This window comes from Kosakonia oryzendophytica (assembly GCF_900094925.1).
GTDB classification, from domain to species: Bacteria; Pseudomonadota; Gammaproteobacteria; order Enterobacterales; family Enterobacteriaceae; genus Kosakonia; species Kosakonia oryzendophytica.
Window position 1 is genome coordinate 116,975 of sequence record NZ_FMAY01000001.1, and the last position, 25,969, is coordinate 142,943.

Genomic DNA, 25,969 nt, shown 5'->3' on the forward strand with positions numbered 1-25,969 from the left:
AGAGGATTAACCCATGCCAACTGCACTGATTACCGGATGCTCTTCAGGTTTTGGGCTGGCAACAGCAACACTTTTTTTAGCCAAGGGTTGGGACGTGATTGCCACAATGAGAACGCCTGATGCGACGCTTTTTCCTGGAAGCGACAGGCTGACGATATTGCCGCTGGATATCACTTCCGAGGGCAGCATTGCGGATGTAGTGAAAAAGGCTGGCGCGATTGACCTGCTGGTCAATAATGCTGGCTTTGGCGCCCCCGTCCCCGTTGAACTGACGCCCCTGGCAACCGCGCAGCAATTAATGAACACCAATGTCCTGGGCACACTGTCATTAACGCAGGCATTTCTCCCGCTGATGAGAGCGAAAAAATCAGGGGTGATCATCAATGTTTCTTCATCCGTGACGACCAAAGCGATGCCGCTGATTGGGCTTTATCGTGCCAGTAAAGCGGCGTTGAATGCATGGAGCGAATCATTAGCCATCGAAGCCAGGCCTTTTGGTATTCGCGTTCATGTTGTGTTACCGGGCCGCTCGCCCGAAACGAAGTTTGGCCAAAATGCGCAGGCTTATTTTGGTGGGCGAGACGATCCTGCGTATGGAAAAATGGTCGATGAGTTTATCCAGATGGTTGGCAATTCCCACGCGCCAGTAACGCATGCCGAAGATGTGGCGGAGGCCATTTTTGCCGTCGCGAACGATCAACACGCCCCGCTGTATACCGCTGCCGGTGAAGATGCCCTGCATTCTCTCACCGAAGCGCAGCATCGCTCCCCTTTTTCATACTGATTGTTCCGGGCGAAGATGAGACAAGTAAGGGCAGAGAGAGGGTATCCCTCTCTCTGTTTCTCAGCCACGCGCGGCAAGAAAGTGGCGGCGACTGTCAGTGAAACTCACGCTGCGCAAGCTGCGTTGTGAGCGTTTCGATACGCTCGGCCATTTGTCGGGTCAATTCGGTCAGATGAGTATTCTGTTTCAGTAATTCCAACAATTGTGCCGACTGCTCCTCAGCGACCATCTGGCGCTTCGCCATTGCATCATCCAGATCTTCGCGGTGTTGTGCATCGGCCAGCGCATGTGCCTGATCGCGCTCCGCCTGTCGGGTTTGCGCCAAAAGGATCAGTGGAGCTGCATAAGCAGCCTGAATACTGAACGCCAGGTTGAGCAAAATAAAGGGATAGGGATCAAACGTCACAAAGCCCGCAGTATTGAGGACAATCCACACGATCACCGCGATAGTCTGCCCAATAAGGAAAGTCGGCGTACCAAAAAAACGTGCGAAAGCTTCTGCTCTCAACGCAAACCATTCTTCGCCAAACGTATGCGTAATACCTTTCAAGGGGCGATATAAACGAAATTCTTTATCTGTATGCATATCAAAACTTCCTGCTTCGGGGCATTGCCAGCATCGCCAAAAATTCAGGTATCCGCGGAAGCTGATACCCAACTGTTCGAAAATAGAGAGTACCCTGATGTATACCTGACACTTCTCCTTCAGAAAGATCCCGGCCATTTAAGATCTGCTCATCGCGCATTGTCGCCTGTCGTGTTTTTTGTAGAGAATGGTTTTGAAGGGGAAAGGTTAATGAGTTTCCCCTAACCAACGCCCCCCGGTATCTTTTAGCCTGTACACAGATCGGCAACAACAGCGTAGAGCCAATAAGGAAGAACTGACTGGGCGCGCCAACAAATGCCCGGTCGAGGCTGTAAAGTGGATTACAGGTGTTCCGGGGTCGATAACCCGCGATCCGTCGCGGTGGTGATATTCACCGGCATGCCCGATCGTCGTTCTAACTCGTCCGTTGCCCGGTTCACATTCACCTCACTCCCCTGCATCACGGCACGCAGCGCTGGCGTAATGGGCAGTGGCACTTTGTTCGTTGATTCAAATTCAGTGCGGTTGCGCGACAACGGCTCGTGAACTTCAATCCAGCGACTGCCGTCCGGCTCGGTGGTGGCTTTCACCGGTTGATCGATAATCTGCACGCGGGTGCCGACAGGCACATTATCGAACAGGTATTTAATGTCAGCATTGCGTAACCGAATGCAACCCTGGCTGACACGCAGCCCGATACCAAAGTTGGAATTGGTGCCGTGAATGGCGTACAGCTTGCCAATATAAATGGCGTACAGCCCCATCGGATTATCCGGCCCGGCCGGAACAAACGCTGGCAGGGTTTTCCCCTGTTTGGCGTATTCACGTCGGGTATTGGGCGTCGGACTCCACGTCGGTCCTTCCTGCTTACGCTCTACGGCGGTGACCCAGTTGCGCGGCGTTTCGCGCCCCGCCTGGCCGATGCCAATCGGTAAAATCTCCACCGTATTCGTCTCTTTCGGATAATAGTAAAGGCGCATTTCCGCGACGTTCACCACAATGCCTTCGCGCACCGTGGCAGGCAAAATAATCTGCTGCGGTATGGTCAGTTGCGATCCCGCTTTCGGTAGAAAGGGATCGGCATCGGGATTGGCTTCAAGCATATTACTCAACCCCTGACCGTATTTCGCGGCGAAAGCTTCTAGCGGCAACGTGTTGTCATGGGGAACGGTGATAATTTGCGGACTGCCCACCAGCCGGCTGCCCTCCGGCGGCAATGGGTAGCTCACCGCCAGCGCGTTCGGCGCAGAAAACAGCGCAATCAGACTGCACAGCAATGTGAATCGGGGCATCATTTCCTTCCCTCAGGGCCAGCAGATATTTTTTATATCATAGCCCGGTTTATGCTTTTTCTCCCTTTTTACAGGGCGTTACCCTCCCGGGCACCAAAACGTCATGCACGATCGCCGACAGTTCAATCCGAAAGAGAGCGTTCACAGTAAAAAACCCCGCCGGAGCGGGGTTTGCGTTTTTGCAGTTTAACGTCAGGCTTTGGCGCGGCTGGCGATAATGTCGTCCGCCACGTTGCGCGGCGCTTCCGCGTAATGGTGGAACTCCATGCTGTAGGTTGCACGCCCCTGCGACATGGAGCGCAGCGTGGTGGAGTAGCCAAACATTTCGGCCAGCGGCACATCGGCGCGGATAATCTGGCTGCCGAAGCGCTCTTCCATCCCCTGCACCATACCGCGACGGGAAGAGAGGTCGCCCATAATGTTACCGGCGTACTCTTCCGGCGTTTCCACTTCAACATGCATCACCGGCTCGAGGATCGCCGGGTCCGCTTTGCGTGCGCCCTCTTTGAAACCAAAGATCGCCGCCATGCGGAAGGCCATTTCCGAGGAGTCGACATCGTGATACGAGCCAAACGTCAGAGTCGCTTTCACATCCACCACCGGATACCCCGCCAGCACGCCGGTGCCCATGGCTTCACGCAAGCCTTTTTCCACTGAAGGAATATACTCGCGCGGCACCACACCGCCTTTGGTGGCGTCTTCGAAGACAAAGCCGCTGCCCGGCTCCAGCGGCTCGAGGGTCAACACGACATGGCCGTACTGCCCTTTACCGCCAGACTGGCGCACAAACTTACCTTCAATGTCTTTCACCGTTTTACGCAGGGTTTCACGGTAAGTGACCTGCGGACGACCGATGTTCGCTTCCACGCCAAACTCGCGTTTCATACGATCGACGATGATTTCCAGGTGCAACTCACCCATCCCGGAAATGATCGTCTGCCCGGACTCCTCATCCGTGTGCAGGCGGAAGGAGGGGTCTTCAGACGCCAGCCGTTGCAGCGCGATCCCCATTTTTTCCTGATCCGCTTTGGTTTTCGGCTCAATCGCCAGCGAAATCACCGGCTCCGGAAACTCCATGCGCTCCAGGGTGATCACCGCATCCGGATCGCTTAACGTGTCACCGGTGGTGACATCTTTGAGACCTACGCAGGCGGCAATATCTCCCGCGCGCAGTTCATCCACTTCGTGGCGATCGTTAGCATGCATCTGCACGATACGCCCGATGCGCTCTTTTTTGCCTTTGACCGGGTTGTAAACCGCGTCGCCTTTTTTCAGCACGCCGGAATAGACGCGAATAAAGGTCAACTGGCCAACATACGGGTCGGTCATCAGTTTGAACGCCAGCGCAGAGAATGGCTCTTCATCGCTGGGATGACGCTCAGCAGGCTGACCTTTTTCATCCACGCCCTGAATGGCCGGAATATCCAGCGGCGACGGCATCAGTTCCACCACCGCATCAAGCATGCGCTGCACACCTTTGTTTTTAAAGGCGCTGCCACACAGCATCGGCTGGATCTCCCCAGCAACGGTGCGTGCACGCAGCCCGGCGATAATGTCAGCTTCGTCCAGCGAACCGGTTTCCAGATATTTATCCATCAACGCTTCACTGGCTTCCGCTGCCGCTGAGACCATTTTTTCCCGCCACTCCTGCGCGGTCGCCAGTAATGCCTCCGGCACCGGGCCATAGCTAAAGGTCATGCCTTGTGTGGCGTCATCCCAGATGATTTCGCGCATCTTGATTAAATCCACCACACCGGTGAAATGCTCTTCTGCGCCAATCGGAATAACAATCGGCACCGGGTTAGCTTTCAGGCGATCGATCATCATCTGCACCACGCGGAAGAAATCCGCGCCGGGGCGGTCCATCTTGTTAACAAACGCCAGCCGCGGTACGTGATATTTGTTGGCCTGACGCCACACGGTTTCCGACTGTGGCTGCACGCCACCAACGGAGTCATACACCATCACTGCGCCATCGAGCACACGCATGGAGCGTTCCACTTCAATGGTGAAATCCACATGCCCTGGGGTGTCGATAATATTGATGCGGTGCGGCTCAAAGCCACGATCCATACCTGGCCAGAAGCAGCTTACCGCCGCAGAGGTAATGGTTATCCCACGCTCTTGCTCCTGCGCCATCCAGTCAGTCGTTGCCGCGCCATCGTGTACTTCACCCAGTTTGTGGCTCATCCCGGTGTAAAACAGGATGCGCTCAGTGGTGGTTGTTTTACCGGCATCGATATGCGCGGAGATACCGATGTTGCGATAACGTTCGAGAGGAATGGGTCGGGGCATGATGCGTCCTTAGTCTTTTGACTGTTCGTTCGCGGCCGGAATTGGCCGCTATTCATTCACGGCACTTATCATAGTACAACTGTACGAGTATATTCGAACTATTTTTGCTATTCTAACGATTGGTTGAGCTGCAATTGACGACGTGGCTTAAACAACGCAGTTTGCGTATAGTACCGGCCAGCCGCCGATACGGGCCGCTGCTGAAACCAGCAGCGCTACCGCCGACACAGGAAGATTATGATCGCTAACCACCCTGAACGTGAGCAATTTCGCCTCGAAAATGTGCTCTTTGCCCTTGGCAACCCTCTGCGACTGGCCATTATCAGGCGACTTGCCGACGGCAGCGAACTCAGTTGCAATGCACTGCGCCCGCAGGACGTGGCGAAGTCCACCATGACCCATCACTGGCGTGTATTGCGCGACAGCGGCGTGGTCTGGCAACGGCCACAAGGTAGGGAAAATATGATTTCGCTGCGCCGGGAAGACCTGGATATCTGTTTTCCCGGCTTGTTGGATACGCTGTTGCAGGTAATGCAACGCGAAGAGTAAGCGTTATTTCGTTTCCGGCAGCACAATGTTGCTGCCCGCCAGTGTGCCCATGTTGTTGTAAATGGCGCAGGCGGCATCCACCAGTTGCATCGCCAGCGCCGCACCGCTGCCCTCACCTAAACGCATTCCCATATTGAGATACGGTTCCAGTCCTAAGTGCTCAAGCGCAATGCGCGCGCCTTTTTCGGCGGAAAGATGCGACGGAATGAGATAAGGCTTGATCTGCGGCGCAATGCGGCACGCCGCCAGCGCCGAAGCATAGGAGAGAAAACCGTCCAGCACCACCGGCAGCCCACAGGACGCCGCGCCAAGGATCACCCCGCACATACCCAACAGATCATACCCCCCGACTTTAGCCAGTACTGCAAGGCCATCGTCAGGATCCGGTTGGTTAACCGCGATCGCTTTACGCACAACCGCCGCTTTATGACCCAGCTGTGATTCCGGTAGATTTGCGCCGATACCCACCACCGATTCAGGCGCTTCGCCGGTCAGTACGCTAACAATCGCCGCCGCTGGCGTGGTGTTCGCCATCCCCAGTTCCCCAACGCCGAACAGGTTTACCCCCTGCTTCGCCAGTTCACGGGTATAGCGGACGGTTTCCAGCAGCAGTTCTTCTGCCTGCTGCGCGCTCATCGCCGGGCCAGCCGCAATATTGCCGCTGCCGCGCGCCACCTTCATATTCACCACACCGGGGATGGGATCAGCGTCGATACCGACATCCAGCACATGCACTTTTGCCCCAGCCTGCGCCGCCAGCACACACACACCGGTGGTTGCCTGGGTCATATTCGCCGCCTGAATAGCGGTGACCTCGCGCGGGGAGACCGCCACGCCTTCGTGCCATACGCCATGATCCGCGCACATCACCACAATCGCTTTTTCCCCTACCTGTAGGGTGCCCTTCAGTCCAGGCATTCCCGCCAGTTGAACCGACAGCGCTTCCAGCCGCCCCAGGCTGCCAACGGGTTTCAGTAAACCATCAAGATGCTGCTGCGCGTGTGCCATAGCTATGTGATCGGGGGTGGGAATCGCTGCCAGGAATGCGGTCAATGTCTGCATAGTGTTTCTCATTATGTTGCGGGCTGTTTATAACAGCGCCAGAAGGAATACCAGTTCGCCAAGCTCGATAGCCGCGCCCAGTGTGTCGCCGGTCTGCCCACCCAGCGTACGTTTCAGCATCTGACCGAGCACGAAGATAGCCAGCAGGGTTGCCGCCAACGCGATCTCCCCTTTTGTCCCTAACAAACCGACCACCGCCAACGCCGTTATCACCAGAGTGACCAGCGTATCCCGACCGGACACCTTGCCAATAAACAGATTCCCCAGCCCCTCATCGCGGGCATAGCGATGGCCGAACATCAGTAATACCGCTCCACCGCGCCCCACCGCACAGGCGGCAGCCAGCGCGGCAATCATGCTGGTGTCGCGCAGTTGCAACTCGCTGAGGGTCAGGATCTTCGCCACCACCACAAACACCAGCGCCAGACCACCGTGGGTACCAAGGCGGCTGTCGCGCATGATCTCCAGCATCCGCTCACGTCGGCGGGCGGAAAACACGCCATCGCAGGTATCCGCCAGACCATCAAGGTGAAAACCGCCCGTCAGCAACGCCAGTGCCAGCACACAGAACAGCGCCGCCAGCGGCCCACCGCACCAGGGTTGTAGCACCACCAGCACGATGCCGCTGAGCGCGCCCAGCAGCAGCCCGACCAGCGGAAAAGTCACAATGCCACGCACATAATCCGCTACATCCAGCCCCTGCACACAGCGCGCGGGCACGGGTATGCGGCTGATAAACGACAGCGTAGCGAAAAAAAGCTTCATCATTTGATTTTGACTCCAATACCGGACACCACTAACCAGACATGATCCGCCGCCTGCGCCAACCGCTGATTCACGCGGCCAGCGATGTCACGAAAGTGACGTGCCAGACGGTTTTCCGGCACGATGCCCATCCCCACTTCATTGGTCACCAGCACCACCGGCGACGGGCAGGCCGCACAGGCGGCAATCAGCATATCAATCTCTTGCTGCACCTGTGCTTCCAGCGTCGTGTAATCCCAGCTATCGGGATCGTCGGCGCCGCCATAAGCAAACAGTAGATTGGTCACCAGCGTCGTGATGCACTCCAGCAACACCGCTTCATTGGGGGCATTGTCAGGGGTAATAATTTCAGCGAGCTGTTGCCATCGCTCTTCAGTGCGCCAGTGCGCCGGGCGACTGTCCCGGTGATGCTGAATGCGCGCCGCCATCTCCTCATCGAAAATGTGCGAGGTAGCGATATACAACACCCCGTCGGCGCTGGCGACCAGCGACTCGGCATGGCGGCTTTTGCCGCTGCGCGCACCGCCGGTAACAAGGGTTAACATACTGGCTCCTGATGTTGCTGCATAATCTGATAAATGCGTTCAATATCCACATGCTCACGCATGGCACTGGCCAGCAGATCGAACTGCTGCGCTTTATACTGCGCATAACTGACGGCAGCATCCAGCGGTGGCATGCTTTTACGCTGACGCAGGCCGTTGATGAACGCGCGGGTAAAGGCATCGCTGTCAAACAAACCGTGCAGGTAAGTGCCGAACACCTGCCCATCGTCGCTGACTGCGCCATCCGCCACGCGCTGCCCCGCTTTGTGCAGCCACAATGCCGGACGGCACCCACTGTGCAATGTGGTTTCTCCCAGATGGATTTCGTAACCACGCAAGCCAAGCCCGGCGCAGCCCGCCATCCAGCCAGGCAACGTCTCCTGCAAGGTCGCGTCGACAAGCGTTGTGGTTTTGTCACGGGCAAAACGGGTGACGGTATCCAGCAGCCCCAGACCTGGCAATGTCCCCAGCCCGGACTCCACCTCGTCAATGATCATCTCACCAAGCATCTGATAACCGCCGCAAACGCCGATCACCGGTACGCCCGTATGATGCGCATCCAGCACCGCTTTTGCCAGCCCGCACTCACGAAGCCAGGTTAAATCGCTAAGGGTGTTTTTACTGCCCGGCAGAATCACTGCATCGGCGCTGTGCAGCGCTTCCGGGGTGCGCACATACTGCACGCGCACATCCGGCTGGGCCGCCAGCGCGTTAAAATCGGTAAAGTTAGAAATGTGTGGCAACTGCACCACTGCAATCTCTAACGCCCGCTCACCGGTGCGCAGATATTTACCACGCTGCAACGCCACGCCATCCTCATCTTCCAGGTCGACGTCCAACCACGGCATCACGCCGATCACCGGCACGCCGGTCAGTGCTTCAATCTGTTTAATGCCGGGGGTAAGCAGCGCCACATCGCCGCGAAATTTATTGATAATTACCCCTTTGACCCGCCAGCGCTCATGCTCCTGCAACAGCGCCAGCGTACCGTAAATCGCGGCAAACACGCCGCCCCGGTCGATATCTGCCACCAGGATAACCGCGCAACCGGCCATCTCCGCCATCCCCATATTGACGATATCCCGGTCGCGCAGGTTGATCTCCGCCGGGCTACCCGCTCCTTCCAGTACCAGCGCGTCATACTCCTGTGCCAGGCTGTGATAAACATCGATAATCTGCTGGCGCAGACACGGTTTATAGTCGTGGTAGCTCACCGCGTCCATATCGGTCGCGACTTTGCCCATCAACACCACCTGCGCCTTGCGGTCGCTGGTGGGTTTAAGCAGCACCGGGTTCATTCGCACATCGGGGAGGATACCTGCGGCCTCGGCCTGAAATATCTGCGCACGTCCCATCTCCTGGCCATCCGGCGTAATCCCCGAGTTGAGCGCCATATTTTGCGACTTAAACGGCGCGATCCTGAGTCCGTCCTGATGAAAAATACGGCACAGCCCGGCGACCAGCACGCTTTTGCCCACATCCGAAGCGGTTCCTTGCAGCATAATAGCCTGCGTCATGACGCCTCCTTCACCGGCATCGCCCGCATACGGGCATAAAATTCATCTTCGCTTTTGCACAGCGGAAACCCCAACTCGCTGTGCAATTTAACCAACCACGGCTGCGTCAGCCCGGCTTCTTCTATCAGCGCCCGGCGGGCAAACACCTCGCCTGGCGCACCGTGCGTCAGCAACTCGCCGCGTCGTAGCACGTACACGGCGTCGCAGATTTCATAGATTAAATCAATGTCATGACTGGAAATCACCACATGATTTCCTTGCGCAACAATGCGCCGGATAAGGGTCAGCATCTGCGTACGCCCGGCGGGGTCGAGCCCGGCAGTAGGTTCATCCAGCAGCAGGTATTTTGCCTGCAACACCAACGCGCCTGCGATAGCCACGCGTTTTTTTTGCCCGTGGCTCAGGCACTGAATAGGCTGATGACGAAACGACTGTGCATCCACCAGTGTCAACGCATCCTCTACGCGGCGGGCGATCTCGGCTTCCGGCACGCCGATATTGCGCAAACTAAAGGCAATATCGCTATCAATATCGGTATAGAAAATTTGCTGATCGGGATCCTGAAATACGGTCGTGACCTGCTGGCGCAGCGCCAGCAGTGCGCGTTTACTGTAATCCAGCGGTTTCCCCTGCCACTGCACCGTCCCCTGTTGCGGGCGTAAAATGCCGCTCAGGTTCATAAACAGCGTGGATTTGCCGCAGCCGTTCGCACCGACCAGCCCGGTTACCGGCTGGCGGGAAAAGTCGAGGCTGAGCCCTTTCAGTATGGGTTCATCCTGGTAACGGAACCACAGGTTATCGGTGGCCAGCATGCCAGATCCTCACAGGTGAAAATCACCCTGATAAAGTTTGATATCCAGCGTGGTCGCCAGCGCTTTGTAGCGCAGCAGCACGCGGGTAAATAACAGGCTGACCAGCATCGCCAGCGAGCGGTACCCCTGGGGCAAGGTGCGGTAACCAAAACGCAGCGTCTGCGCCCGGTGAATCGCCGCCGCTTCCTCCAGCAGGATAAAGATAAAGCGCCAAATGAGCAGGATCTGTTCCGTCAACAGGCGCGGCACGTGCGCGCGCTTCAGCAACAGAATCAACTGCGGAAACGGCAGATTCAGCACCAGCCAGAAGGTCGCCGACAGCGCCGCCAGACTACGCCACAGCGTGGCGTTCGCTGCCGCCAGCCCTTCCGGCAGCACACCAAGCCAGACGTGACCCAGTTGCACGCCGAACAGTAAATGCAGCGGTTCTCGGGTCACACTGAACAGGATCGTTACGATGCCCACCAGTAAAAATCCCAGCGGAATTGCCATCCAGCGCAGCCAGCGCCACAGCGACATGCGCAGCAGCCAACAGGTGAACGCCGCGATAAAAACCAGCAAAATCCCCTGTCCGAGTGGCGGCAGAGAAAACGCCAGCGCCATCATCAATAGCCAGCAGAAGAACTTGCGCTCCGGCGCGAGCGTAGCCCAACGGCTCTGGTAGCAGAGCCGATCAAGACCGTTCGCTATCACGCTGTCTGCCTTTCATATAACCGAGAATGTAGAAAATCACCGCTGCGCCAATCGAGCCTTGCAACGTAAACAGCAGGCTTTCGATCTCGCCGCTTGCCGGTTTATACAGCGGCTGGAACCACGGCTGGTAATGCGGCGCAACCGCCTGGATCTGGCTTTCCGCTTGCCCATCGGAACCACCGTATTCGCCGCCATGGTCGATAAAGAAAGGCATGATCACCAGAGCAATCACCATCGCCAGTAAAATCAGGGTCTTTTTCATCTTACTCCTCCTGTGAGGTAATAAGCTGTCGCCGGGTAAGCTGATCGTCGATCATCACGGTCAGCAGCCCTTCAGCAATGGCAATGGGGATTTGCGTCAGGCAGAAGATGCCCATAAATTTCACCACCGATCCGGTCATCCCGTGCAACGGATCCGGAAAGGCGACACCCAGTTGCACCGATGTCACGAAATAGGTCACCAGATCGGCGAGCATGGCACAGAGAAACACCGCCACATCACGGCGGAATCCCGCACGGCAAGCCAGTTTCCACACCAGGTAGCCCGCCACCGGACCAATCACTGCCATCGACATGCCGTTAGCGCCAAGCGTGGTTAATCCGCCGTGCGCCAGCAAGAGTGCCTGAAACAGCAGCACAATCGCACCAAGGACCGCCACCACGCCCGGACCAAACAGAATCACCGCCAGCCCCACGCCAGTTGGATGGGAACAACTGCCGGTCACCGAGGGAATTTTCAGCGCCGACAAGACAAAAATAAACGCGCCACACAGCGCCAGCAGCACTTTCTGGTTGGTGTCATCCGCGACAATGCGGCGCAAGCGCACCAGTCCGTACCACAGGCAGGGCAGGAATAACAGCCACCAGGCCAGCGCCCACATTGGCGGCAGGAAACCTTCCATGATGTGCATGGCAAACGCCTCCTGCGGCACCACCATCAGCAACATGGCGGCGGCGAGGCCACTGAAGGACAACGGTTTCAGTTGGTGCACTTTCATACCCTCACCCACTGTTTATTGACCAGGATAGTCGAAAAATAGGGTAGCGGCTGATCGTCGCTAACCTCACACAGATGCCGCCAAGATTGCTCTCCCGGTAGCGTGGCTTCCGACATCATCAGGGCGCAGTTGAGCAAGCCCGCCTCATGCAGCAACGTTTTGATGCGGGCAAAACGGCCATACACTTTCATCAGCACCAGGCTGTCGTGCTGCTGTAACGCCTGCCGGATATCACTCTCCGGCGCGGTGCAGGAGAGAACCGCCAGCGACTGCTGCTCCATGGCCAGCGGCGTCTGTGTGCGCGCGGCAATGGCGGCAAACGATGTCACGCCAGGGACGATCTCCACGTGTTCCGGGTGTTGCAGGCGTTGCAACAAAAACACCCAGGTGCTGAATAACATCGCATCGCCAAGGGTAATAAAACCGACCTGCTTACCGGCCTGCACTTCCGCGTCCAGCGCGGCGGCAACCTCATTCCACACGGCTTCTTTTTCCGCGCTGTCGGCGCTCATTGGGAAATGGCAACAGCGCACGTCAGTCTGTTCGCCCAGGTATTCCCGCACAATGGAGAGTGCCAGGCTGTCTCCCCCTTTGCGCCCGGCAGGGGCATAGAGCACATCCAGGTTACCGAGGATACGCGCGCCGCGCACGGTGATCAGATCCGCCGCGCCAGGACCGGTGCTCAGGGCGTAAAGTTTGCCGCTCATGCTGCGGCCTCCAGCGTCTGCGCCAGCGCCTGTTGCAGATGGCGGACAAACATCGCCCGCACATCGGCGTTTTCCCCCAAGCCTTGCAACCACGGTGTGGCGGCAATACCAACCCGTTCAAACTGCGTTTTCCAGGAGTCGTCATCGTCAGACGCCATATCGTTAATCGCGTGATCGCCTGCCACCAGCATCAGCGGCATCAGGTGGACGGCGTTGACCCCTTCATGGCGCAACCCATCAATCAGCAGATCGATCTCCGGGTAACTCTCCACCGCGCCAACCCGCGCAGGAAAACGATGAGCGGCCATCATATGGTCGAGACAGGCGTACGCGGAAAACGCGTGATGACTGGCACCATGGCCCATAAACACCACTCGCTCATTCGGGCCAACCTGTGGCATCTGGCGGGATAGTGCCTGCATCAGATGCAGATAATCGTCATGACTGCTGAGCAGCGGCGCGCCAATCACCAGCCGTTGAAACAGCGGGCGCAGGCTCTGCACTTCGCGGACAATTTTTTCGTACTCATCACCGTTAATGATGTGCAATGACTGGATCGCCACATCCTGGTAGCCCGCGTCAGCGAGTTTTTGCAGCGCCTGCAATGGGGTATCGATATGCAGGTTGTCGCGCTGTTTCAGTTTGCGGATGATCATGCCGGAGGTGAACGCACGAAACAGCGTGCGCTCCGGGCAACTGGCCGCCAGCTCACGCTCACAGGCAACAATATTTTTCTCACACGTGTCGTGATAACTGGTGCCAAAGCTCACCACTAAAAGTGCTTTTTTCATTCTGTTCTCCTCACTGTGTCGCCAGCCAGCGTCGCAACCGCCGTGAAAATGCGTCCTGACTGTCCAGTCTCTCTTCGCCCACCACGACTGTCTGCGGACGGGTAATAACAATGCACGGAATGCCGGCTGCAAGTGCAGGCTCTATTTTTTCCAGGTACCCCCCTTCTGCACCGGAGGCTTTGGTGATCATCACTTCGACCCGGTACTGGCGGTAAAAGGCGGCGTTAAACTCCGCGCTGAACGGACCGCAGAGCGCAAAAATATCGCCCACGCCAAAGCCCTGCGCCGCACAATGCGCCACCACGTCCGGCACCGGCAACACCCGCGCCAGCAGCGTTTTGCCCGGTAATCCCTCGCGCCAGCGCGCCAGATCTTTACTGCCGGTGGTGAGCAAAATGCGCTCGCCCAGCTCACGGGCTTTCTCACAGGCGTCTTCCAGCGAGGCAACATAAAACAACAACGGATGCGTTAAATCCGGCACCTGCTCCGGACGCTGGTAGCGGCTTAACAACACCTGCGCCTGTTCACAGGCATGGGCAATATTGCGGCTTACCACATCAGCGTAAGGGTGAGAGGCATCAATCACCCAGCGGGTGCGATTTTGTTGCAACCAGTCCACCATCTCGCTCGGTTCCATGCGGCCGCAACGCACCTGACCGCGAATATTCCCCGCCAGTTGTTGCCCGGCTGGCGTCGCCACCGACAGCGTGTACTCCACACCCGCCGCGTCCAGTTGCTGGCAAATCTGCCGCGCATCGCTGGTTCCGCCAATCACCAGCACGTCGCCCGCCTTCACAGGCTGTAGCCTCGCGGGGTGATCATCAGCCCGTTTTGCACATAGGTGGCGCGGTTGCCGACGATCACCAGGCTGGTCATATCAACAGGTTCAAAGTCCATCGTGCCCAGCGTAGTCAGCCACTTCTCCTCTTTTTTCCGCCCGGCGGATTTCACCACACCAACCGGGGTATCTGCGTGTTTACTGGCCGCCAACAGGTCAAACGCGCGTGCCAGGTGGCCTTCACGGCCCCGGCTGCGCGGGTTGTAGAAACAGATCACAAAGTCCGCTTCACCGGCAGCAACGATACGCTTTTCAATCACTGACCATGGCGTCATCAAATCGCTGAGACTGATATGGCAGAAGTCATGCATCAACGGTGCGCCAAGCAATGCGGCGGCAGCGATACTGGCGGTCATACCCGGTACCAGACGGACGTCCACATCCCGTTGTTGTTTGCCGACCAGCTCCAGCACCAGCCCGGCCATACCGTATATCCCGGCGTCGCCGCTGCTGATCAGCGCCACGTTATGCCCGGCCTGCGCCAGTTCAATCGCCGCCTGGCAGCGTTCGATCTCTTTGCACATGCCGGTTTTGATCACCTGTTTATCACCGGTAAAGGCTTTCACCAGATGGGTGTAGGTTTTATAACCAACAACGATGTCCGCCGCTTGCAACGCTTCGACCGCTTCCATGGTCATCATTGCCTGTGAGCCAGGGCCAATCCCGATTACCGTTAACATCAGTGTGAAACTCCCAAAGTAATAGTCACGCCCTGCTCGCGCAGGGTCTCGCCCACCAGTTGCCCCTGACTCATCAGCCAGGCTGCCGGGCCGGAAACGCTCCCGACACCGGCGGTTTGCCGCACAAATTCGGAGGCGGGAAAATGGTGTTCGTGCTGACGCAGCATGTCAGCGCTGAACACTTCAAACGGCACATGCAGGCTTTGCGCAAGCTGCACCAGCCCTTGCTCATCTTGTTTAAGCGTGATGCTTCCCACCGCGCGTAGCGCCAGCGGATCGAAAGCGTGTGCATGCAGTTGCCGCTGCAACAACAACGACAACAGCGCAAACGGCGTATCCCGCCGACAGCCAATGCCCGCCACCACGCGCCTGGGCACCAGCTTGTAGACCGGTAGTGAAAGCGCAGGTAACTCAGCCTGCGTCGTCACACAGACCAATGCATCCAGCTCCGGTAACGCGTCCAGATCCGCCACCGTAATAAAGCCACGCGTATCACAGCCTGCAACGTCTTCGCGCATTGGTGCGTCGCACCACAGGCCGATGCGTTTACCACTCACCAGCATGTGGTTGATGGTCTTTACCGCCGGGCGGAAGCCATCCATCCGCGCGTCAAGCTGGCTTGCCAGCATATCCAGCGCCGCCAGTTCGTTAACATCTGTGGCGGTGGTGATCACCGGATCGGCGTCCAGCACCCCGGCCAGATAGCGCGCCAGCGCATTGGCCCCGCCGTAGTGCCCGGAAAGCAGGCTGATCACATGCTGCCCGCGCTCATCAATCACGATCACCGCCGGATCAAAAAATTTGTCATTGACCAGCGGCGCGATAACGCGCACGGCGATGCCCGTCGCGCCAATAAAAATCACCGCCGAAGAGTGGCTGAACGCCTCACGCAAGGTCTGTGCGAAACCGCCTTCAAAGGGCGCAAACCCCTCCCTTTGCAGCTTCTCACTGGTAAAGCAGGTCATCGGCAGCGCCGGTTTCAGGCGCTCAGCCAGCGCCATACCGCCGGGCGTCAGGCAAAACAGCGCAATGGATTCAGGCTTTACGGTATTCATGGCTAAAGTCCGCCGCATAGAGCCGGGAGTAGTGATACTCCTCCCCCAGAAACGCGCCCACGAGGATCAACGCGGTTTTGCGGATCCCGGACTCGCGTACCTTGTCGCCGATGTCGGCCAGCGTGCCGCGTACGGTCTGGCTCTCCGGCCATGTCGCTTTGTAAATAACGGCGACAGGCGTAGTGTGTGGATAGCCACCTTCGATCAATCGCTCCGCCACGCGGTGAATGCGTTGTACGGAGAGGTAAATCGCCATGGAGGTCTGATGAGTGGCGAACGACTCCAGCTGTTCGCGTGGCGGCACCGGCGTACGCCCTTCCAGGCGGGTGATGATCAGGCTCTGCGACACCTCCGGCACGGTGTACTCCACCCCCAATTCCGCCGCCGCGCCCAAAAACGCACTGACGCCCGGGACCACCTGCCAGCGGATACCACGGCGGGTTAACACTTCGCCCTGCTCGCGCACTGAGCCATACAGCGAAACATCGCCGGTTTGCAGCCGCACCACCACTTTTCCGGCTTTAACCCCGGCTTCCATCAGATCGATAATCTGCTCAAGGTGCAGTTCAGCGCTGTCATAGCACTCGGCATCCGCCGGGCAATAGTCCAGCAGTTCGGTGTTGATCAACGACCCGGCGTAAATCACCACCTGCGCCTGTTGCAACAACCGGTAGCCTTTGAGCGTAATCAGTTCCTTATCGCCCGGCCCCGCGCCAACAAACCAGACGGTATGCGCCTCCACGGTCTCAGCCATGGTGTTTCTCCTTTTCGCAGGAAATCAAATAAACGGGATTATTCGGTTTGAAGTAGTGACCACTGCCAAGCCCGGTGAGCCGGGAGACCTGGATCTGCTGGCACTCCAGTGCGGCTACATGGCGGGCGGCAAGGTGCGACAGTGCAGTGTTGAGGTTTTCCTGCAGGATAAAGGTCATCACCAGTCGGCCTCCGGGATTCAGTTGCGCCAGCGACCAGTCAATCAGTTGCGTCAGGTTGCCGCCGCTGCCGCCCATAAACACGGCGTCTGCCGGTTGTTCAACAAACAACGGTGCGACTCCGGAAACAATGGCAATGTTGCGGCAGCCAAAATGCAGGCAGTTCTCTTCCAGCAGCCCAAGCGCTGCCGGGCTGCGCTCAATGGCGGTCACCCGCAACTGTGGATGAGTGAGCGCCGCTTCAATACTGACGCTGCCGGTTCCCGCGCCTATATCGATCAGGTGGCGCGCCTGTTGTAGATCCAGCTTTGACAGCGCCAGCGCACGCACCGCCTCTTTGGTCATCGGCACCTTTTCACCGCGAATAAACAGCTCATCTTTCATTGAGGATCACCACCACATTCATCTCGTATTGCGCGTGAACATCCGCTGGCCGTAACCACTGGATACGTTCGTTGTCCATGCCAAGATTTTCGCCAATCACCAGCCAACGATCGGCGGCACCACGGGCGATAAGCGCATCGGCAATGACTTTCGGACCACAGCGCGCGTCGGTGACCATCGCCACTTTGGGTTCGCGGGCAAGCCGATCAAAATCCACCTCACGCCCGTGGCTGCTGGTCAGCCAGATGTCGTTCATGTCGATCCCGGTGCGCGAGCAAAGGTACTGCGCGGCGCTGATGCCGGGGATAATCTGTAACTGCGCAATGCCAAAGTGCGCGACCAGCCGGGTACCGATGCCGTAAAACAGCGGATCGCCGGAGGCCAGCACCACCACCCGTCGCGCTGTCTGTTGCTCCAGCCAGGCAAGCAGCGCGGGGATATCGCTATCCAGCGCACGCACTTCTCCGCCAAATGTCGGAAATTGCGCCAGATGGCGCTTGCCACCGACCAGCACATCCGCCTGCGCCACGGCCTCTAACGCCTGCGGCGTCATCAGGGCAAGATGGCCCGGCCCCATACCGGCTACTGTCAGCATTGCAGCTCCCGGGCAATCGCCTCTGGCGAGCGGTTAGCGCCCAGTATTTTGTTTTCAAAAGAGAATAAAATGGCGTCGCACTGCGGTGGGGTTTGCGTAAAGCGCAGCATCTGCTCAATACGCTGGCAAATCCGCCGCGCAAGATGGTCGTAGAGATGGTTAAACCCGGCGGCGTCGATGTGCTCCATCGCTGCTTCGGTGGTATCGCAGTCGCTGACCGCCAGCAGCAACGCGTGCGGCGCACCAAGCAACGCCAGGTGCGCGACCAGGGTTTCCATACGCGCATCGGCAATATGGCTGTGGGTATGAAAGATACCGGCGGCGATTTTCACCAGCTTGCCAGGGTGACCCACCAGAACAATCTGCCGGTAGCCCATGCGCACCGCTTCTTCAATCATGTAGCCCACGAAGTTACTCATCGTCACAACATGCTCGCCGGAGACGCCCAGTTGTTCGCGAACGAAACGCTCGCCGTGGTTACCAGGAACGAGGATCACCCGCTCCATCCCGCCCGCACGTTTTTGCTCCAGTTCCAGCGACAGCGAACGTTTCCAGCTCTCTTCCGACATCGGCGTCACGATGCCAGTGGTGCCAATAATTGAAATACCGCCAAGGATGCCAAGCCGCCCGTTGTAGGTTTTCTTCGCCCGCGCTTCCCCTTCCGGGGCGAAAATTTCCACCTCCGCGCCGCGCGTCGGGCCAATCACTTCACGCACAGCGGCCTCAATGGTCTGCCGCGGCGTGCGATTGATCGCCGCTTCGCCCACCGCAAGGCCAATGCCTTTACGGGTTACCCTACCCACGCCTTCGCCACCGCGCAGCGTAATGTTGCCGCTGTCGTTTACCGTCACGCGGGCAAAAATCAGCATGCCGTGCGTCGCGTCCACATCATCGCCTCCGTCTTTGCGGATAGCGGCCATCGCCTGTTGACCCTCAATATGCGGCGATTCCACGTTGAGACGCAGCGTGACGCCGGAGGGCGTGACAATCGACACCTGGTGAATGATGTGTTGGCGCAGCACCATCAGTGCGGCGACTTTTGCCGCCGCCGTCGCGCAGGAGCCGGTGGTGTAACCTTTGCGTAGCGCTTTGCCGTTATGCCACACCGGGTCGTCAAAGGCTGGCTCACTCATTGCGCCTCCCGCAGGCTGTAGAGCAATGCATTGATAATGGCAGCGGCGACGTTGCTGCCCCCTTTGCGACCACGGGCGGCAATCGCCGGTAAACCGCTTTCCACCAGCGCCTCTTTTGACTCTTCCGCCCCCACAAAACCGACCGGCACGCCCACGACGCCACTCACCTGTGCCTTATGTTCGAGCAGACGAAACAGCGCGGTGGGCGCATTGCCAAAGACAAAGATTTTTTCCCCCGCGTCACCCAGGGCCAGATCCACCGCCGCCATAGAACGGGTGATGCCGTCCGCTTTGGCTCTGCGCACCACTCGGGGGTCGGAGATATAACAACGCACTTCGCTGCCAAACTGCGCCAGCAGCGTTTTATTGATGCCGGAGAGTGCCATGGTGGTATCGGTATAGAGGGAGCAACCGCATTGAATCGCCGTACACAACCTGTCCAGCGCATCCGGGGAGAAGTGCAGAATATCCAGCCATTCGAAATCGGCGGTGGTGTGAATGACCCGTTTGATCACCGCTTCATGCAGCGGGCTGGCAAAACGGTAATCAGGACGGGTGTCATGAATGATCTCGCCGATAATGACAAAGCTTTTGGCTTCAATAGCCTGCGGTTGCTGCAGGTAATCCATTTTTTCCATCCTCAGGCTCCCGCCAGTAGGTAATGCGTCAGCGCAAACAACGCCAGCGCCAGCGTGGAGGCCACCCACATCAGGCCAATGGTTCGTGGAATGTCATCCACTTCAATGGCGCGGTGTTCATCACCAATCCAGGGTTTTTCGACGCGTTCGCCGAAGTAGTCATTCGGCCCGCCAAGACGGACACCCAGCGCCCCGGCCACGGTACCTTCCGGCCACGCGCAGTTAGGGCTGCTGTGATGACGTCGATCGCGAAAACCGATACGAAATGCGTTGCGGGCGTGGTGACCGCATAACAGGGTCGCTGCGCTCAACAGTAACCAGCTCAGCCGTGCCGGAATGAAGTTCGCCACATCGTCCAGCCGGGCGCTGACCATGCCTATGGCACGGTATTTTTCATGTTTGTAGCCAACCATCGAGTCCAGCGTATTCACCGCTTTATAGGCCATGGCCAGCGGCGCGCCGCCGATCAGTAAGAAGAACAGCGGCGCAATCACGCCATCTACGGTGTTTTCCGCCACGGTCTCCACCACGGCGCGGGTGATCTGCGGCGGTTGCAGGTGCGCCGTGTCGCGCCCGACAATCCATGACAATTTTTCGCGGCTGTCGCTGAGCGAGCCACGGCGCAGCGCGTTTTCCACCTCCCGCGCCATATCTGCCAGGCAGCGCGTCGCCAGCGTGGTGTAGATGATCCACACCTGCACACACCAGCCAAACCAAGGATGGATAGTCGTCGCCAACGCCAGCACGCCCCAGCTCACCGCCCAGGTGATGCCCACGACCAGCAACCACATCACACCACCGCCAACGCGCAATGCGGTATCACTGTGACACCGTCGCCGCACCACGCGCTGGATGTGCGTAATCAGCGCGCCAATCCAGCGTATCGGGTGCGGCCAGTGCGGCGGATCGCCAAGCAGACGATCGAGGAGAAACGCCGCACACCATGCCAGTAACGTCATAAGGCCCTCCTTGCTGCCTGAAACCAGTGGTTGAGCATCTGCGGACGTTGCCCGAAATGCAGATGCAGATAGCTGGCGAAGGTATTTCCCACCTGCCAGCCCCCCTGCCAGTGTTTCACTACCTCACCATCGCGGGTTTTGTAGCAATCCAGCACGGCAGCATGCTGCGGAGTAAAGTCGGAGTAATGGAATTCGTGCCCCCTCAAGATCTCGCCCGATGCCGCGAGTAGCGTCTGTTGCGTGGCGCGGGCCTCACAGTAACCAAAGCGCGTCAGCCGTGTGCCCATTACGCTATGACCGGGGATGACATCAGCCATCGGCCAGTGGTGGCCGTCCGCATCACACAGTGTGGTACCGAGGTACATCAGGCCACCACATTCGGCGTAGATTGCCACGCCGCGCTGGTGGGCGGCCCGAATGGCATCACGCATCGGCTGATTGGCTGACAATGCACGCGCATGCAACTCCGGATATCCCCCACCCAGCCACACCATCTGGCACGCGGGCAATGTGCAGTCATGCAGTGGGCTGAAACGCACAATACGAACGCCAGCGCGTTCCAGCAGCAGCAGGTTATCCGGGTAGTAAAAGTTGAAGGCGTCGTCGTCCGCCAGCGCCAGCGTCAACCCGGCCCCGGCCTGTTCCTGCTCCAGAGGAGGTATATCGCCGTCCGGCAGACGGGTAATGGCACTCAGGGCGAGCAACCGATGGATATCCACGGTCTGCGCCAGTCGGTCGGCAAAGTCGCGCCACGGCTGCGCATCCACGATGGATTCACGGGCAGTGACCAGCCCAAGATGGCGTTCGGGCAGCGCCACGCCCGGCACGGTCGGCACATACCCCAGCACCGGCACCGCGCAGAAATGTTCGATGGCCTGTTTAAGCAGCTGATAATGGCTGTCGCTATTGACACGGTTAACAATCACGCCGGCAATCGGTAATTCCGGGTCGAAATGGCAAAAGCCCATCACCGTGGCGGCAATTGATGTGGAGACCGATTTGCCGTCTACCAGCAGGATCACCGGCACGCCAAGCTGTTTCGCCAGTCCGGCGCTGCTGCAATAGTGAGGGTCAGTGCCGTAGCCATCGTAGAGCCCCATTACGCCTTCGATAACGGCAATATCAGCGGCGAGCAAATGCTGTGTAAACAGAGCATTAAGCGTGGGTTCCGGCAGCATAAAGCTGTCGAGGTTGCGGGACGGAATGCCGGTTACGGCGCTGTGCCAGGCGGTGTCAATATAGTCCGGGCCGACTTTAAAAGGCTGCACGCGCAGGCCGAGGCGCTGCAAAACGGTGAGCAACCCGAGCGTGACAGTGGTTTTCCCACAGCCACTGCCCGTGCCGGCAAGGATAAAGGCGCTGCGCCTGTCTGACATTCCTGAAGCCCCGTTGCGGGTGGGAAAGGTGGGGTCAGGACGCGCGTCTGCCCAGTCTGTCGACTGTACGCTTCTGAGCAACCCACTTCCCACCGAAGTTGTTGATAACTGCCCATCCGGTCGGTCTTCTGGCTTAGCGTCATCCTCGCCCGTCCTTCCCGATCCTGCGATCAGTGGTGATTACGGGGTTGTCAGCATCACAGCAGCGGGGGCTGCGGGGGATTTTCACCCCCTTCCCTGCCGCAACAACGTGCGGCGTAACCGGATGGATTATTCATCACGGTGTAAAATTGTCACCGCAATGTTGTCCCTGAATGCACTATATCGAAGCAGGGAAATAAAAACTGATTCAGTGTATCGGGGCGGAGACAATAATTTGTTGCGCTATAACAATGTATTGCGCACCCCGTTGATTAAAGCCTTATACAGCCTTGATTCAAATGGGTATTACGCCATATTCGAATAGCAAAATAGTGTTATCGGAAAATTCATTCCCGTCATAGTTTGCATTATTCTGCAAACGGAAGGCTTGCGGCGTAACCGGATAAGTCTGGCGGAAAACCTGGCTAAAATAGCCGGCTTGAGAAATGTCTAAATTGCGCGCAATACTGGCGATGCTCCGCCGCATGTATTACGGTGATGCACCGCGATGATGCTTCCCGCTTTCACGGAGTGGCCAGATACCTGCCAAATGCGAGTGAAGCAGTCGGTTGTCACGCTCCGGCGTTGATTGTGATGGGAGAAGTGGTGTCATAGCGGGAATCTCTGGCGTTCGCCGGGCCAAAATGACACTATCCGGGCTTTCGATTTAAAGGAGCAGCCGTGGCGCAGGCACACTGTCCCGCATCCTGCGGTGAACTTATCCAGGGCTGGATCCTGGGCAGCGAAAAACTGGTGTCTTGCCCGGTGGATTGGTACAGCAGCGTGGAGGTGACCTACGGCGCACCGCTGCCGGATGAGCGCCCGCTTACCCGCGCCATGATTCGGCTGCTGCTTGAGCACTGGCGGTTACCGGCAAGCCTGACGCACACGCTGCGCATTGACTGCCGCTCCACCATTCCCGTCGCCAAAGGCATGGCCAGCAGTACCGCCGACATTGCCGCCACTGCCGTTGCCGCCGCCTGCCACCTTGACCAGCCACTGGATGAGCCGACGCTGGCAAAACTGTGTGTGGCGCTGGAGCCTACCGACAGTACCCTCTTTTCCGCACTGACATTGTTCGACCATCATGACGCGCAAACACACATTGCCTGCAATGGCCTGCCGCAAATGGAAGTACTGGTGCTCGAAAGCCCGTTAACACTGACCACCGCGGATTATCACCGTCTCCCGCGCCAGCAGATTTTGCAGGATAACGCCAGAACGCTGGATCTGGCGTGGCAAAAATTACAACAGGCGTGCCAGCGCAACGACCCTTCGCTGCTCGGCGAAGCCACCACGCTCAGCGCCATTGCCAGCCAGGCATTATTACCGAAACCCGCGTTCAACACGCTACTGGAGGTCGTGGAGCGCTACGGGTTATACGGTCTGAATGTGGCTCATAGCGGCAGCGTGGTCGGGCTGTTGCTCGACAGTGCACGGCACGATGTGGATGAGGTTCGGGAGGGGTTAAATACCCTGAAGTTGCTGGCGCACTGGCCGCAAAATCATTTGCTGAAAATGGTTGCCGGGGGCATCCGGCAGGACGGCGAGAGGCGAACCTCTCACCGCTGAAGAGATTATTCCGTTTTGGCGTCAACCGGCTTCAGTTCGCCCATGGTTTTGAGTTTTTTGGAGATGTCACGACGCTCTTTCGACAGCTCGGCGTTTTTGATGATGTAGTCATCAACGCGATCTTCGTAATCGGTCTTCATGCTGGCAATGATGCCCTGGATGGCTTCAACGCTCATGCCCGGCTTGATATAGTCGCTGAGGTTGTCCAGCAGCAGTACGCGCTTCTGGTTATCACGGATCTTCTTCTCAACGTCCTGAATTTCGCGTTGCAGTTTATTCTTGCGGCGGAACAGACGCACAAACTCCAGAACATCCTGGAATGAAGGCTTACTCGTTTCCATTTTTACACCCCTGATTATGTGAGATTCGGATTCGTTAAAGCAACGGCATGGAGGCAAACCTAACCCAAAGCCATTGCATCTGACAATGATTTTTCCTTTTCCCTATCATAACCTCAAATGTAGCTGAATCGAAACAACCTGACAGTGGCAAGTGGTTATCTGCCGCTTATTTACGCAACGCCCGACAGATCAAATGCGACAGTAATTCCAGCTGGCGCGCCAGTTCCATGCTCAACCAGACATAACCGTGGATAGACGTTTCCGCGACAGCGTCCCCCTGATGCTCACCACTTAATTGCCGAAGCTCTGCGACAATCTCATTCAGTTTTTCCGTATTCGCCAGCACCGGTTGCGGGTTGCCTTCGTACAACGCATGGGCGATGGTCAGCAGCGTCTGCTGCGTCATCTGTTGTGTTTCCCGTAAAGTGTTGGCATTGATCATCACAAAATGGCTGGCGCGTGAGCTCCAGTGCGCATTAATTTGCAGCTCCAGCATGCACACCATATTGCGGCTGACGGTCTGGATAGCTTCGAAAATCGCTTTCTGAATGTGCGTCTCTTTGCAGGCCGGGGTTATCAGGCCCCGCATTTTCACCACGTCGCTGAGAATCTTTTGCAGATGTTTTTCCAGCCGTGGACGCTCCACCAGGTTGCGGGAAAACCCCGCTTGGTAGACGCGGTTAAACGCGGTGACAAAACCCGCCATCTGGATCCGCCAGTGCAAAAACGCGCGCTGCGGCCAGATACCGGTAAACAACATAGCCAGCAGTGAACCGATGATCACATCACCGCTGCGCCAGAGTGCCGTGTGCATATCCCCGGCTGGCGCGCCGACCACCACCGACAGCGTAATGCCTATCAACAAGGCCTGATACGGTTTTTTACCCAGCGCCAGCCAGCCGCAGAGAAACATCGCCGCCGCGCACCACAGCAGCATCAGCGGCAAAGAAATCAGTTCCAGCTTGAGGGCAATCAACCCCAACGCCGCGCCAAAGATAGTACCGCCGATGCGCTCAAAGGCACGCGGCACCACGTTGCCCCAAAAGGAGATCGGCCCCATCAGCACCACCAGCGTAATGAGTGGCCAGGTCCCTTCCGGTACGTTCAACAGCCGGATTATCAGAAACGTCAGGATAAACGCCAGCGTCACGCGCGCACCGTGTACGATGCGATAGTGGCGATAGAGACGAATTTCAAACGGGCTAAGTGATTTGTCGCGACGCACAGCCGCTCTCCACATTCAAACGACGAAGGCGCAATTGTAGCGATATTTCTGTGGCGGAAGTCACTCTTTAAAACAAAAAAGAGGCAGGTAAGCACACGCTACCGCCTCTTTTTCACCACATAACCGCTTAAAGTACTTTCGGCTCCACCGGGATATGCATATCAATGTCCCAGTACCCGTCGCTTTGCCCGTCGTTTTGATAGACTTCAAAACAGGGTCCGGCCGCAATCTGCAACGACTGGTCGCTCAGTAACTCATCGAAAAACCGATCCCAGCACTGTTCAAACTCTTCGTTGTAGACGCGGGCATGTGCGACCGCATACTGCCCACCTGGGATGTCAGTGGTGATCACCCCTTCGCTATTGGCTGGAATCTTGAACGCACTGTCGACAGTAATGGCCACGTCGCAGCGCAGTTTTTCCGGCGGCACCTCGTCCGGGTTATCGTAATAGACGCACACCCATTCCAGCGGCTGAATCTGATTATTTTCCACCCACATTAACAACTGTTGAAAACCCTGCTTAACTTTCTCATCCCACGGTCCCACCAGATGGAAACCGGCGATACGGCGTTTTTCAAGCTGCTTAACGTTGTAGCCCATGCTGACTCCCTCACCATTACTGTTTAGACATACAGTATAGCTAATCCAGAAAGGAGCGCCATGCAGGCCAGCGTAATTATGCGAGCCGACTCGCACCCTTGCG

29 protein-coding genes and 1 riboswitch are annotated in these 25,969 nt (G+C 57.6%); of the genes, 3 read left to right on the top strand and 26 right to left on the bottom strand.

The features are described from left to right. The first annotated feature begins 13 nt into the window (after positions 1-13). A complete protein-coding gene (locus GA0061071_RS00590; protein WP_061494188.1) occupies positions 14-784 on the top strand; it encodes an SDR family oxidoreductase in 771 nt (256 codons plus the stop codon). A 94-nt stretch (positions 785-878) separates the two neighbouring features. Here the strand turns inward: GA0061071_RS00590 and GA0061071_RS00595 are convergent, their stop codons facing one another. From GA0061071_RS00595 to fusA, 3 genes are all read right to left on the bottom strand, one after another. Further along, complete coding sequence (locus GA0061071_RS00595) at positions 879-1,370, bottom strand: DUF1003 domain-containing protein (RefSeq protein ID WP_061494187.1); 492 nt, start codon at positions 1,368-1,370, stop codon at positions 879-881. A 341-nt stretch (positions 1,371-1,711) separates the two neighbouring features. Beyond that, positions 1,712-2,665, bottom strand: coding sequence for a L,D-transpeptidase (gene ldtA / locus GA0061071_RS00600; protein ID WP_134317950.1), 954 nt, complete (start codon positions 2,663-2,665; stop codon positions 1,712-1,714). Between the two features lie 189 nt (positions 2,666-2,854). Continuing rightward, positions 2,855-4,957 (bottom strand): elongation factor G, encoded by a 2,103-nt coding sequence (gene fusA / locus GA0061071_RS00605; RefSeq protein ID WP_061494185.1) that lies wholly within the window; start codon positions 4,955-4,957, stop codon positions 2,855-2,857. Between the two features lie 237 nt (positions 4,958-5,194). Here fusA and GA0061071_RS00610 point away from each other — a divergent pair, with 237 nt between their 5' ends. Then, positions 5,195-5,506 (top strand): ArsR/SmtB family transcription factor, encoded by a 312-nt coding sequence (locus tag GA0061071_RS00610; RefSeq protein ID WP_061494184.1) that lies wholly within the window; start codon positions 5,195-5,197, stop codon positions 5,504-5,506. A gap of 3 nt (positions 5,507-5,509) precedes the next feature. Here the strand turns inward: GA0061071_RS00610 and cobT are convergent, their stop codons facing one another. From cobT to GA0061071_RS00710, 20 genes are read right to left on the bottom strand one after another with little or no spacing between them, the layout of a single operon-like run. Beyond that, positions 5,510-6,568 carry a nicotinate-nucleotide--dimethylbenzimidazole phosphoribosyltransferase gene (cobT, locus tag GA0061071_RS00615; protein ID WP_088238022.1) on the bottom strand — a complete coding sequence of 353 codons (1,059 nt, stop codon included), beginning with the start codon at positions 6,566-6,568 and terminating at the stop codon, positions 5,510-5,512. 27 nt (positions 6,569-6,595) lie between these two features. Further along, positions 6,596-7,336: an adenosylcobinamide-GDP ribazoletransferase gene (gene cobS / locus GA0061071_RS00620; RefSeq protein ID WP_088238023.1), complete on the bottom strand. Its 741-nt coding sequence runs from the start codon at positions 7,334-7,336 to the stop codon at positions 6,596-6,598. Next, complete coding sequence (cobU, locus tag GA0061071_RS00625) at positions 7,333-7,878, bottom strand: bifunctional adenosylcobinamide kinase/adenosylcobinamide-phosphate guanylyltransferase (RefSeq protein WP_061494181.1); 546 nt, start codon at positions 7,876-7,878, stop codon at positions 7,333-7,335. Before cobU ends, cobS begins: the two co-directional genes overlap by 4 nt. Beyond that, positions 7,872-9,395, bottom strand: a complete 1,524-nt coding sequence (locus tag GA0061071_RS00630; protein WP_088238024.1) for a cobyric acid synthase — start codon at positions 9,393-9,395, stop codon at positions 7,872-7,874. Before GA0061071_RS00630 ends, cobU begins: the two co-directional genes overlap by 7 nt. Continuing rightward, positions 9,392-10,207, bottom strand: a complete 816-nt coding sequence (locus tag GA0061071_RS00635; protein ID WP_088238025.1) for an energy-coupling factor ABC transporter ATP-binding protein — start codon at positions 10,205-10,207, stop codon at positions 9,392-9,394. The genes GA0061071_RS00630 and GA0061071_RS00635 overlap by 4 nt, the downstream gene beginning before the upstream one ends. Before the next feature lie 9 nt (positions 10,208-10,216). After that, the gene (locus GA0061071_RS00640; RefSeq protein WP_088238234.1) at positions 10,217-10,897 is read right to left on the bottom strand and encodes an energy-coupling factor ABC transporter transmembrane protein; all 681 of its coding nucleotides are present in this window, start codon (positions 10,895-10,897) and stop codon (positions 10,217-10,219) included. After that, positions 10,881-11,162, bottom strand: a complete 282-nt coding sequence (locus tag GA0061071_RS00645) for an energy-coupling factor ABC transporter substrate-binding protein (protein ID WP_061494176.1) — start codon at positions 11,160-11,162, stop codon at positions 10,881-10,883. The genes GA0061071_RS00640 and GA0061071_RS00645 overlap by 17 nt, the downstream gene beginning before the upstream one ends. Position 11,163: 1 nt before the next feature. Continuing rightward, entirely contained in the window at positions 11,164-11,898 is a 735-nt protein-coding gene (gene cbiM / locus GA0061071_RS00650; RefSeq protein ID WP_088238026.1) for a cobalt ECF transporter S component CbiM, read from the bottom strand. Next, positions 11,895-12,605 carry a cobalt-factor II C(20)-methyltransferase gene (locus GA0061071_RS00655; RefSeq protein WP_088238027.1) on the bottom strand — a complete coding sequence of 237 codons (711 nt, stop codon included), beginning with the start codon at positions 12,603-12,605 and terminating at the stop codon, positions 11,895-11,897. The genes cbiM and GA0061071_RS00655 overlap by 4 nt, the downstream gene beginning before the upstream one ends. Beyond that, entirely contained in the window at positions 12,602-13,396 is a 795-nt protein-coding gene (gene cbiK, locus GA0061071_RS00660; protein WP_061494171.1) for a sirohydrochlorin cobaltochelatase, read from the bottom strand. The genes GA0061071_RS00655 and cbiK overlap by 4 nt, the downstream gene beginning before the upstream one ends. Positions 13,397-13,406: 10 nt before the next feature. Continuing rightward, positions 13,407-14,192: a cobalt-precorrin-6A reductase gene (locus tag GA0061071_RS00665; RefSeq protein WP_088238028.1), complete on the bottom strand. Its 786-nt coding sequence runs from the start codon at positions 14,190-14,192 to the stop codon at positions 13,407-13,409. Then, positions 14,189-14,914: a precorrin-3B C(17)-methyltransferase gene (locus GA0061071_RS00670; RefSeq protein ID WP_061494167.1), complete on the bottom strand. Its 726-nt coding sequence runs from the start codon at positions 14,912-14,914 to the stop codon at positions 14,189-14,191. Before GA0061071_RS00670 ends, GA0061071_RS00665 begins: the two co-directional genes overlap by 4 nt. Further along, entirely contained in the window at positions 14,914-15,969 is a 1,056-nt protein-coding gene (gene cbiG, locus GA0061071_RS00675) for a cobalt-precorrin 5A hydrolase (RefSeq protein WP_088238029.1), read from the bottom strand. Before cbiG ends, GA0061071_RS00670 begins: the two co-directional genes overlap by 1 nt. Further along, positions 15,950-16,723, bottom strand: a complete 774-nt coding sequence (locus tag GA0061071_RS00680; protein WP_088238030.1) for a cobalt-precorrin-4 methyltransferase — start codon at positions 16,721-16,723, stop codon at positions 15,950-15,952. The genes cbiG and GA0061071_RS00680 overlap by 20 nt, the downstream gene beginning before the upstream one ends. After that, positions 16,716-17,285 (bottom strand): decarboxylating cobalt-precorrin-6B (C(15))-methyltransferase, encoded by a 570-nt coding sequence (locus GA0061071_RS00685; protein WP_088238031.1) that lies wholly within the window; start codon positions 17,283-17,285, stop codon positions 16,716-16,718. Before GA0061071_RS00685 ends, GA0061071_RS00680 begins: the two co-directional genes overlap by 8 nt. Continuing rightward, a complete protein-coding gene (gene cbiE / locus GA0061071_RS00690) occupies positions 17,275-17,880 on the bottom strand; it encodes a precorrin-6y C5,15-methyltransferase (decarboxylating) subunit CbiE (protein ID WP_088238032.1) in 606 nt (201 codons plus the stop codon). Before cbiE ends, GA0061071_RS00685 begins: the two co-directional genes overlap by 11 nt. After that, positions 17,874-19,013 carry a cobalt-precorrin-5B (C(1))-methyltransferase CbiD gene (gene cbiD / locus GA0061071_RS00695; RefSeq protein ID WP_061494159.1) on the bottom strand — a complete coding sequence of 380 codons (1,140 nt, stop codon included), beginning with the start codon at positions 19,011-19,013 and terminating at the stop codon, positions 17,874-17,876. The genes cbiE and cbiD overlap by 7 nt, the downstream gene beginning before the upstream one ends. After that, positions 19,010-19,642 (bottom strand): cobalt-precorrin-8 methylmutase, encoded by a 633-nt coding sequence (locus GA0061071_RS00700; RefSeq protein ID WP_061499863.1) that lies wholly within the window; start codon positions 19,640-19,642, stop codon positions 19,010-19,012. Before GA0061071_RS00700 ends, cbiD begins: the two co-directional genes overlap by 4 nt. A gap of 11 nt (positions 19,643-19,653) precedes the next feature. Next, complete coding sequence (cbiB, locus tag GA0061071_RS00705) at positions 19,654-20,610, bottom strand: adenosylcobinamide-phosphate synthase CbiB (RefSeq protein WP_088238033.1); 957 nt, start codon at positions 20,608-20,610, stop codon at positions 19,654-19,656. Beyond that, the gene (locus GA0061071_RS00710) at positions 20,607-21,986 is read right to left on the bottom strand and encodes a cobyrinic acid a,c-diamide synthase CobB (protein ID WP_088238034.1); all 1,380 of its coding nucleotides are present in this window, start codon (positions 21,984-21,986) and stop codon (positions 20,607-20,609) included. The genes cbiB and GA0061071_RS00710 overlap by 4 nt, the downstream gene beginning before the upstream one ends. 101 nt (positions 21,987-22,087) lie before the next feature. Beyond that, positions 22,088-22,267, bottom strand: a riboswitch (cobalamin riboswitch). Between the two features lie 541 nt (positions 22,268-22,808). Between GA0061071_RS00710 and GA0061071_RS00720 the strand changes: the two genes are divergently transcribed. Further along, entirely contained in the window at positions 22,809-23,699 is an 891-nt protein-coding gene (locus GA0061071_RS00720) for a GHMP family kinase ATP-binding protein (protein WP_088238035.1), read from the top strand. Between the two features lie 5 nt (positions 23,700-23,704). Here the strand turns inward: GA0061071_RS00720 and GA0061071_RS00725 are convergent, their stop codons facing one another. From GA0061071_RS00725 to sbmC, 3 genes are all read right to left on the bottom strand, one after another. Continuing rightward, complete coding sequence (locus tag GA0061071_RS00725; protein ID WP_061494150.1) at positions 23,705-24,040, bottom strand: DUF496 family protein; 336 nt, start codon at positions 24,038-24,040, stop codon at positions 23,705-23,707. 166 nt (positions 24,041-24,206) lie between these two features. Beyond that, positions 24,207-25,265, bottom strand: coding sequence for an FUSC family protein (locus GA0061071_RS00730; RefSeq protein WP_061494148.1), 1,059 nt, complete (start codon positions 25,263-25,265; stop codon positions 24,207-24,209). Between the two features lie 127 nt (positions 25,266-25,392). Further along, a complete protein-coding gene (sbmC, locus tag GA0061071_RS00735; protein WP_061494146.1) occupies positions 25,393-25,866 on the bottom strand; it encodes a DNA gyrase inhibitor SbmC in 474 nt (157 codons plus the stop codon). Positions 25,867-25,969: the final 103 nt, after the last annotated feature.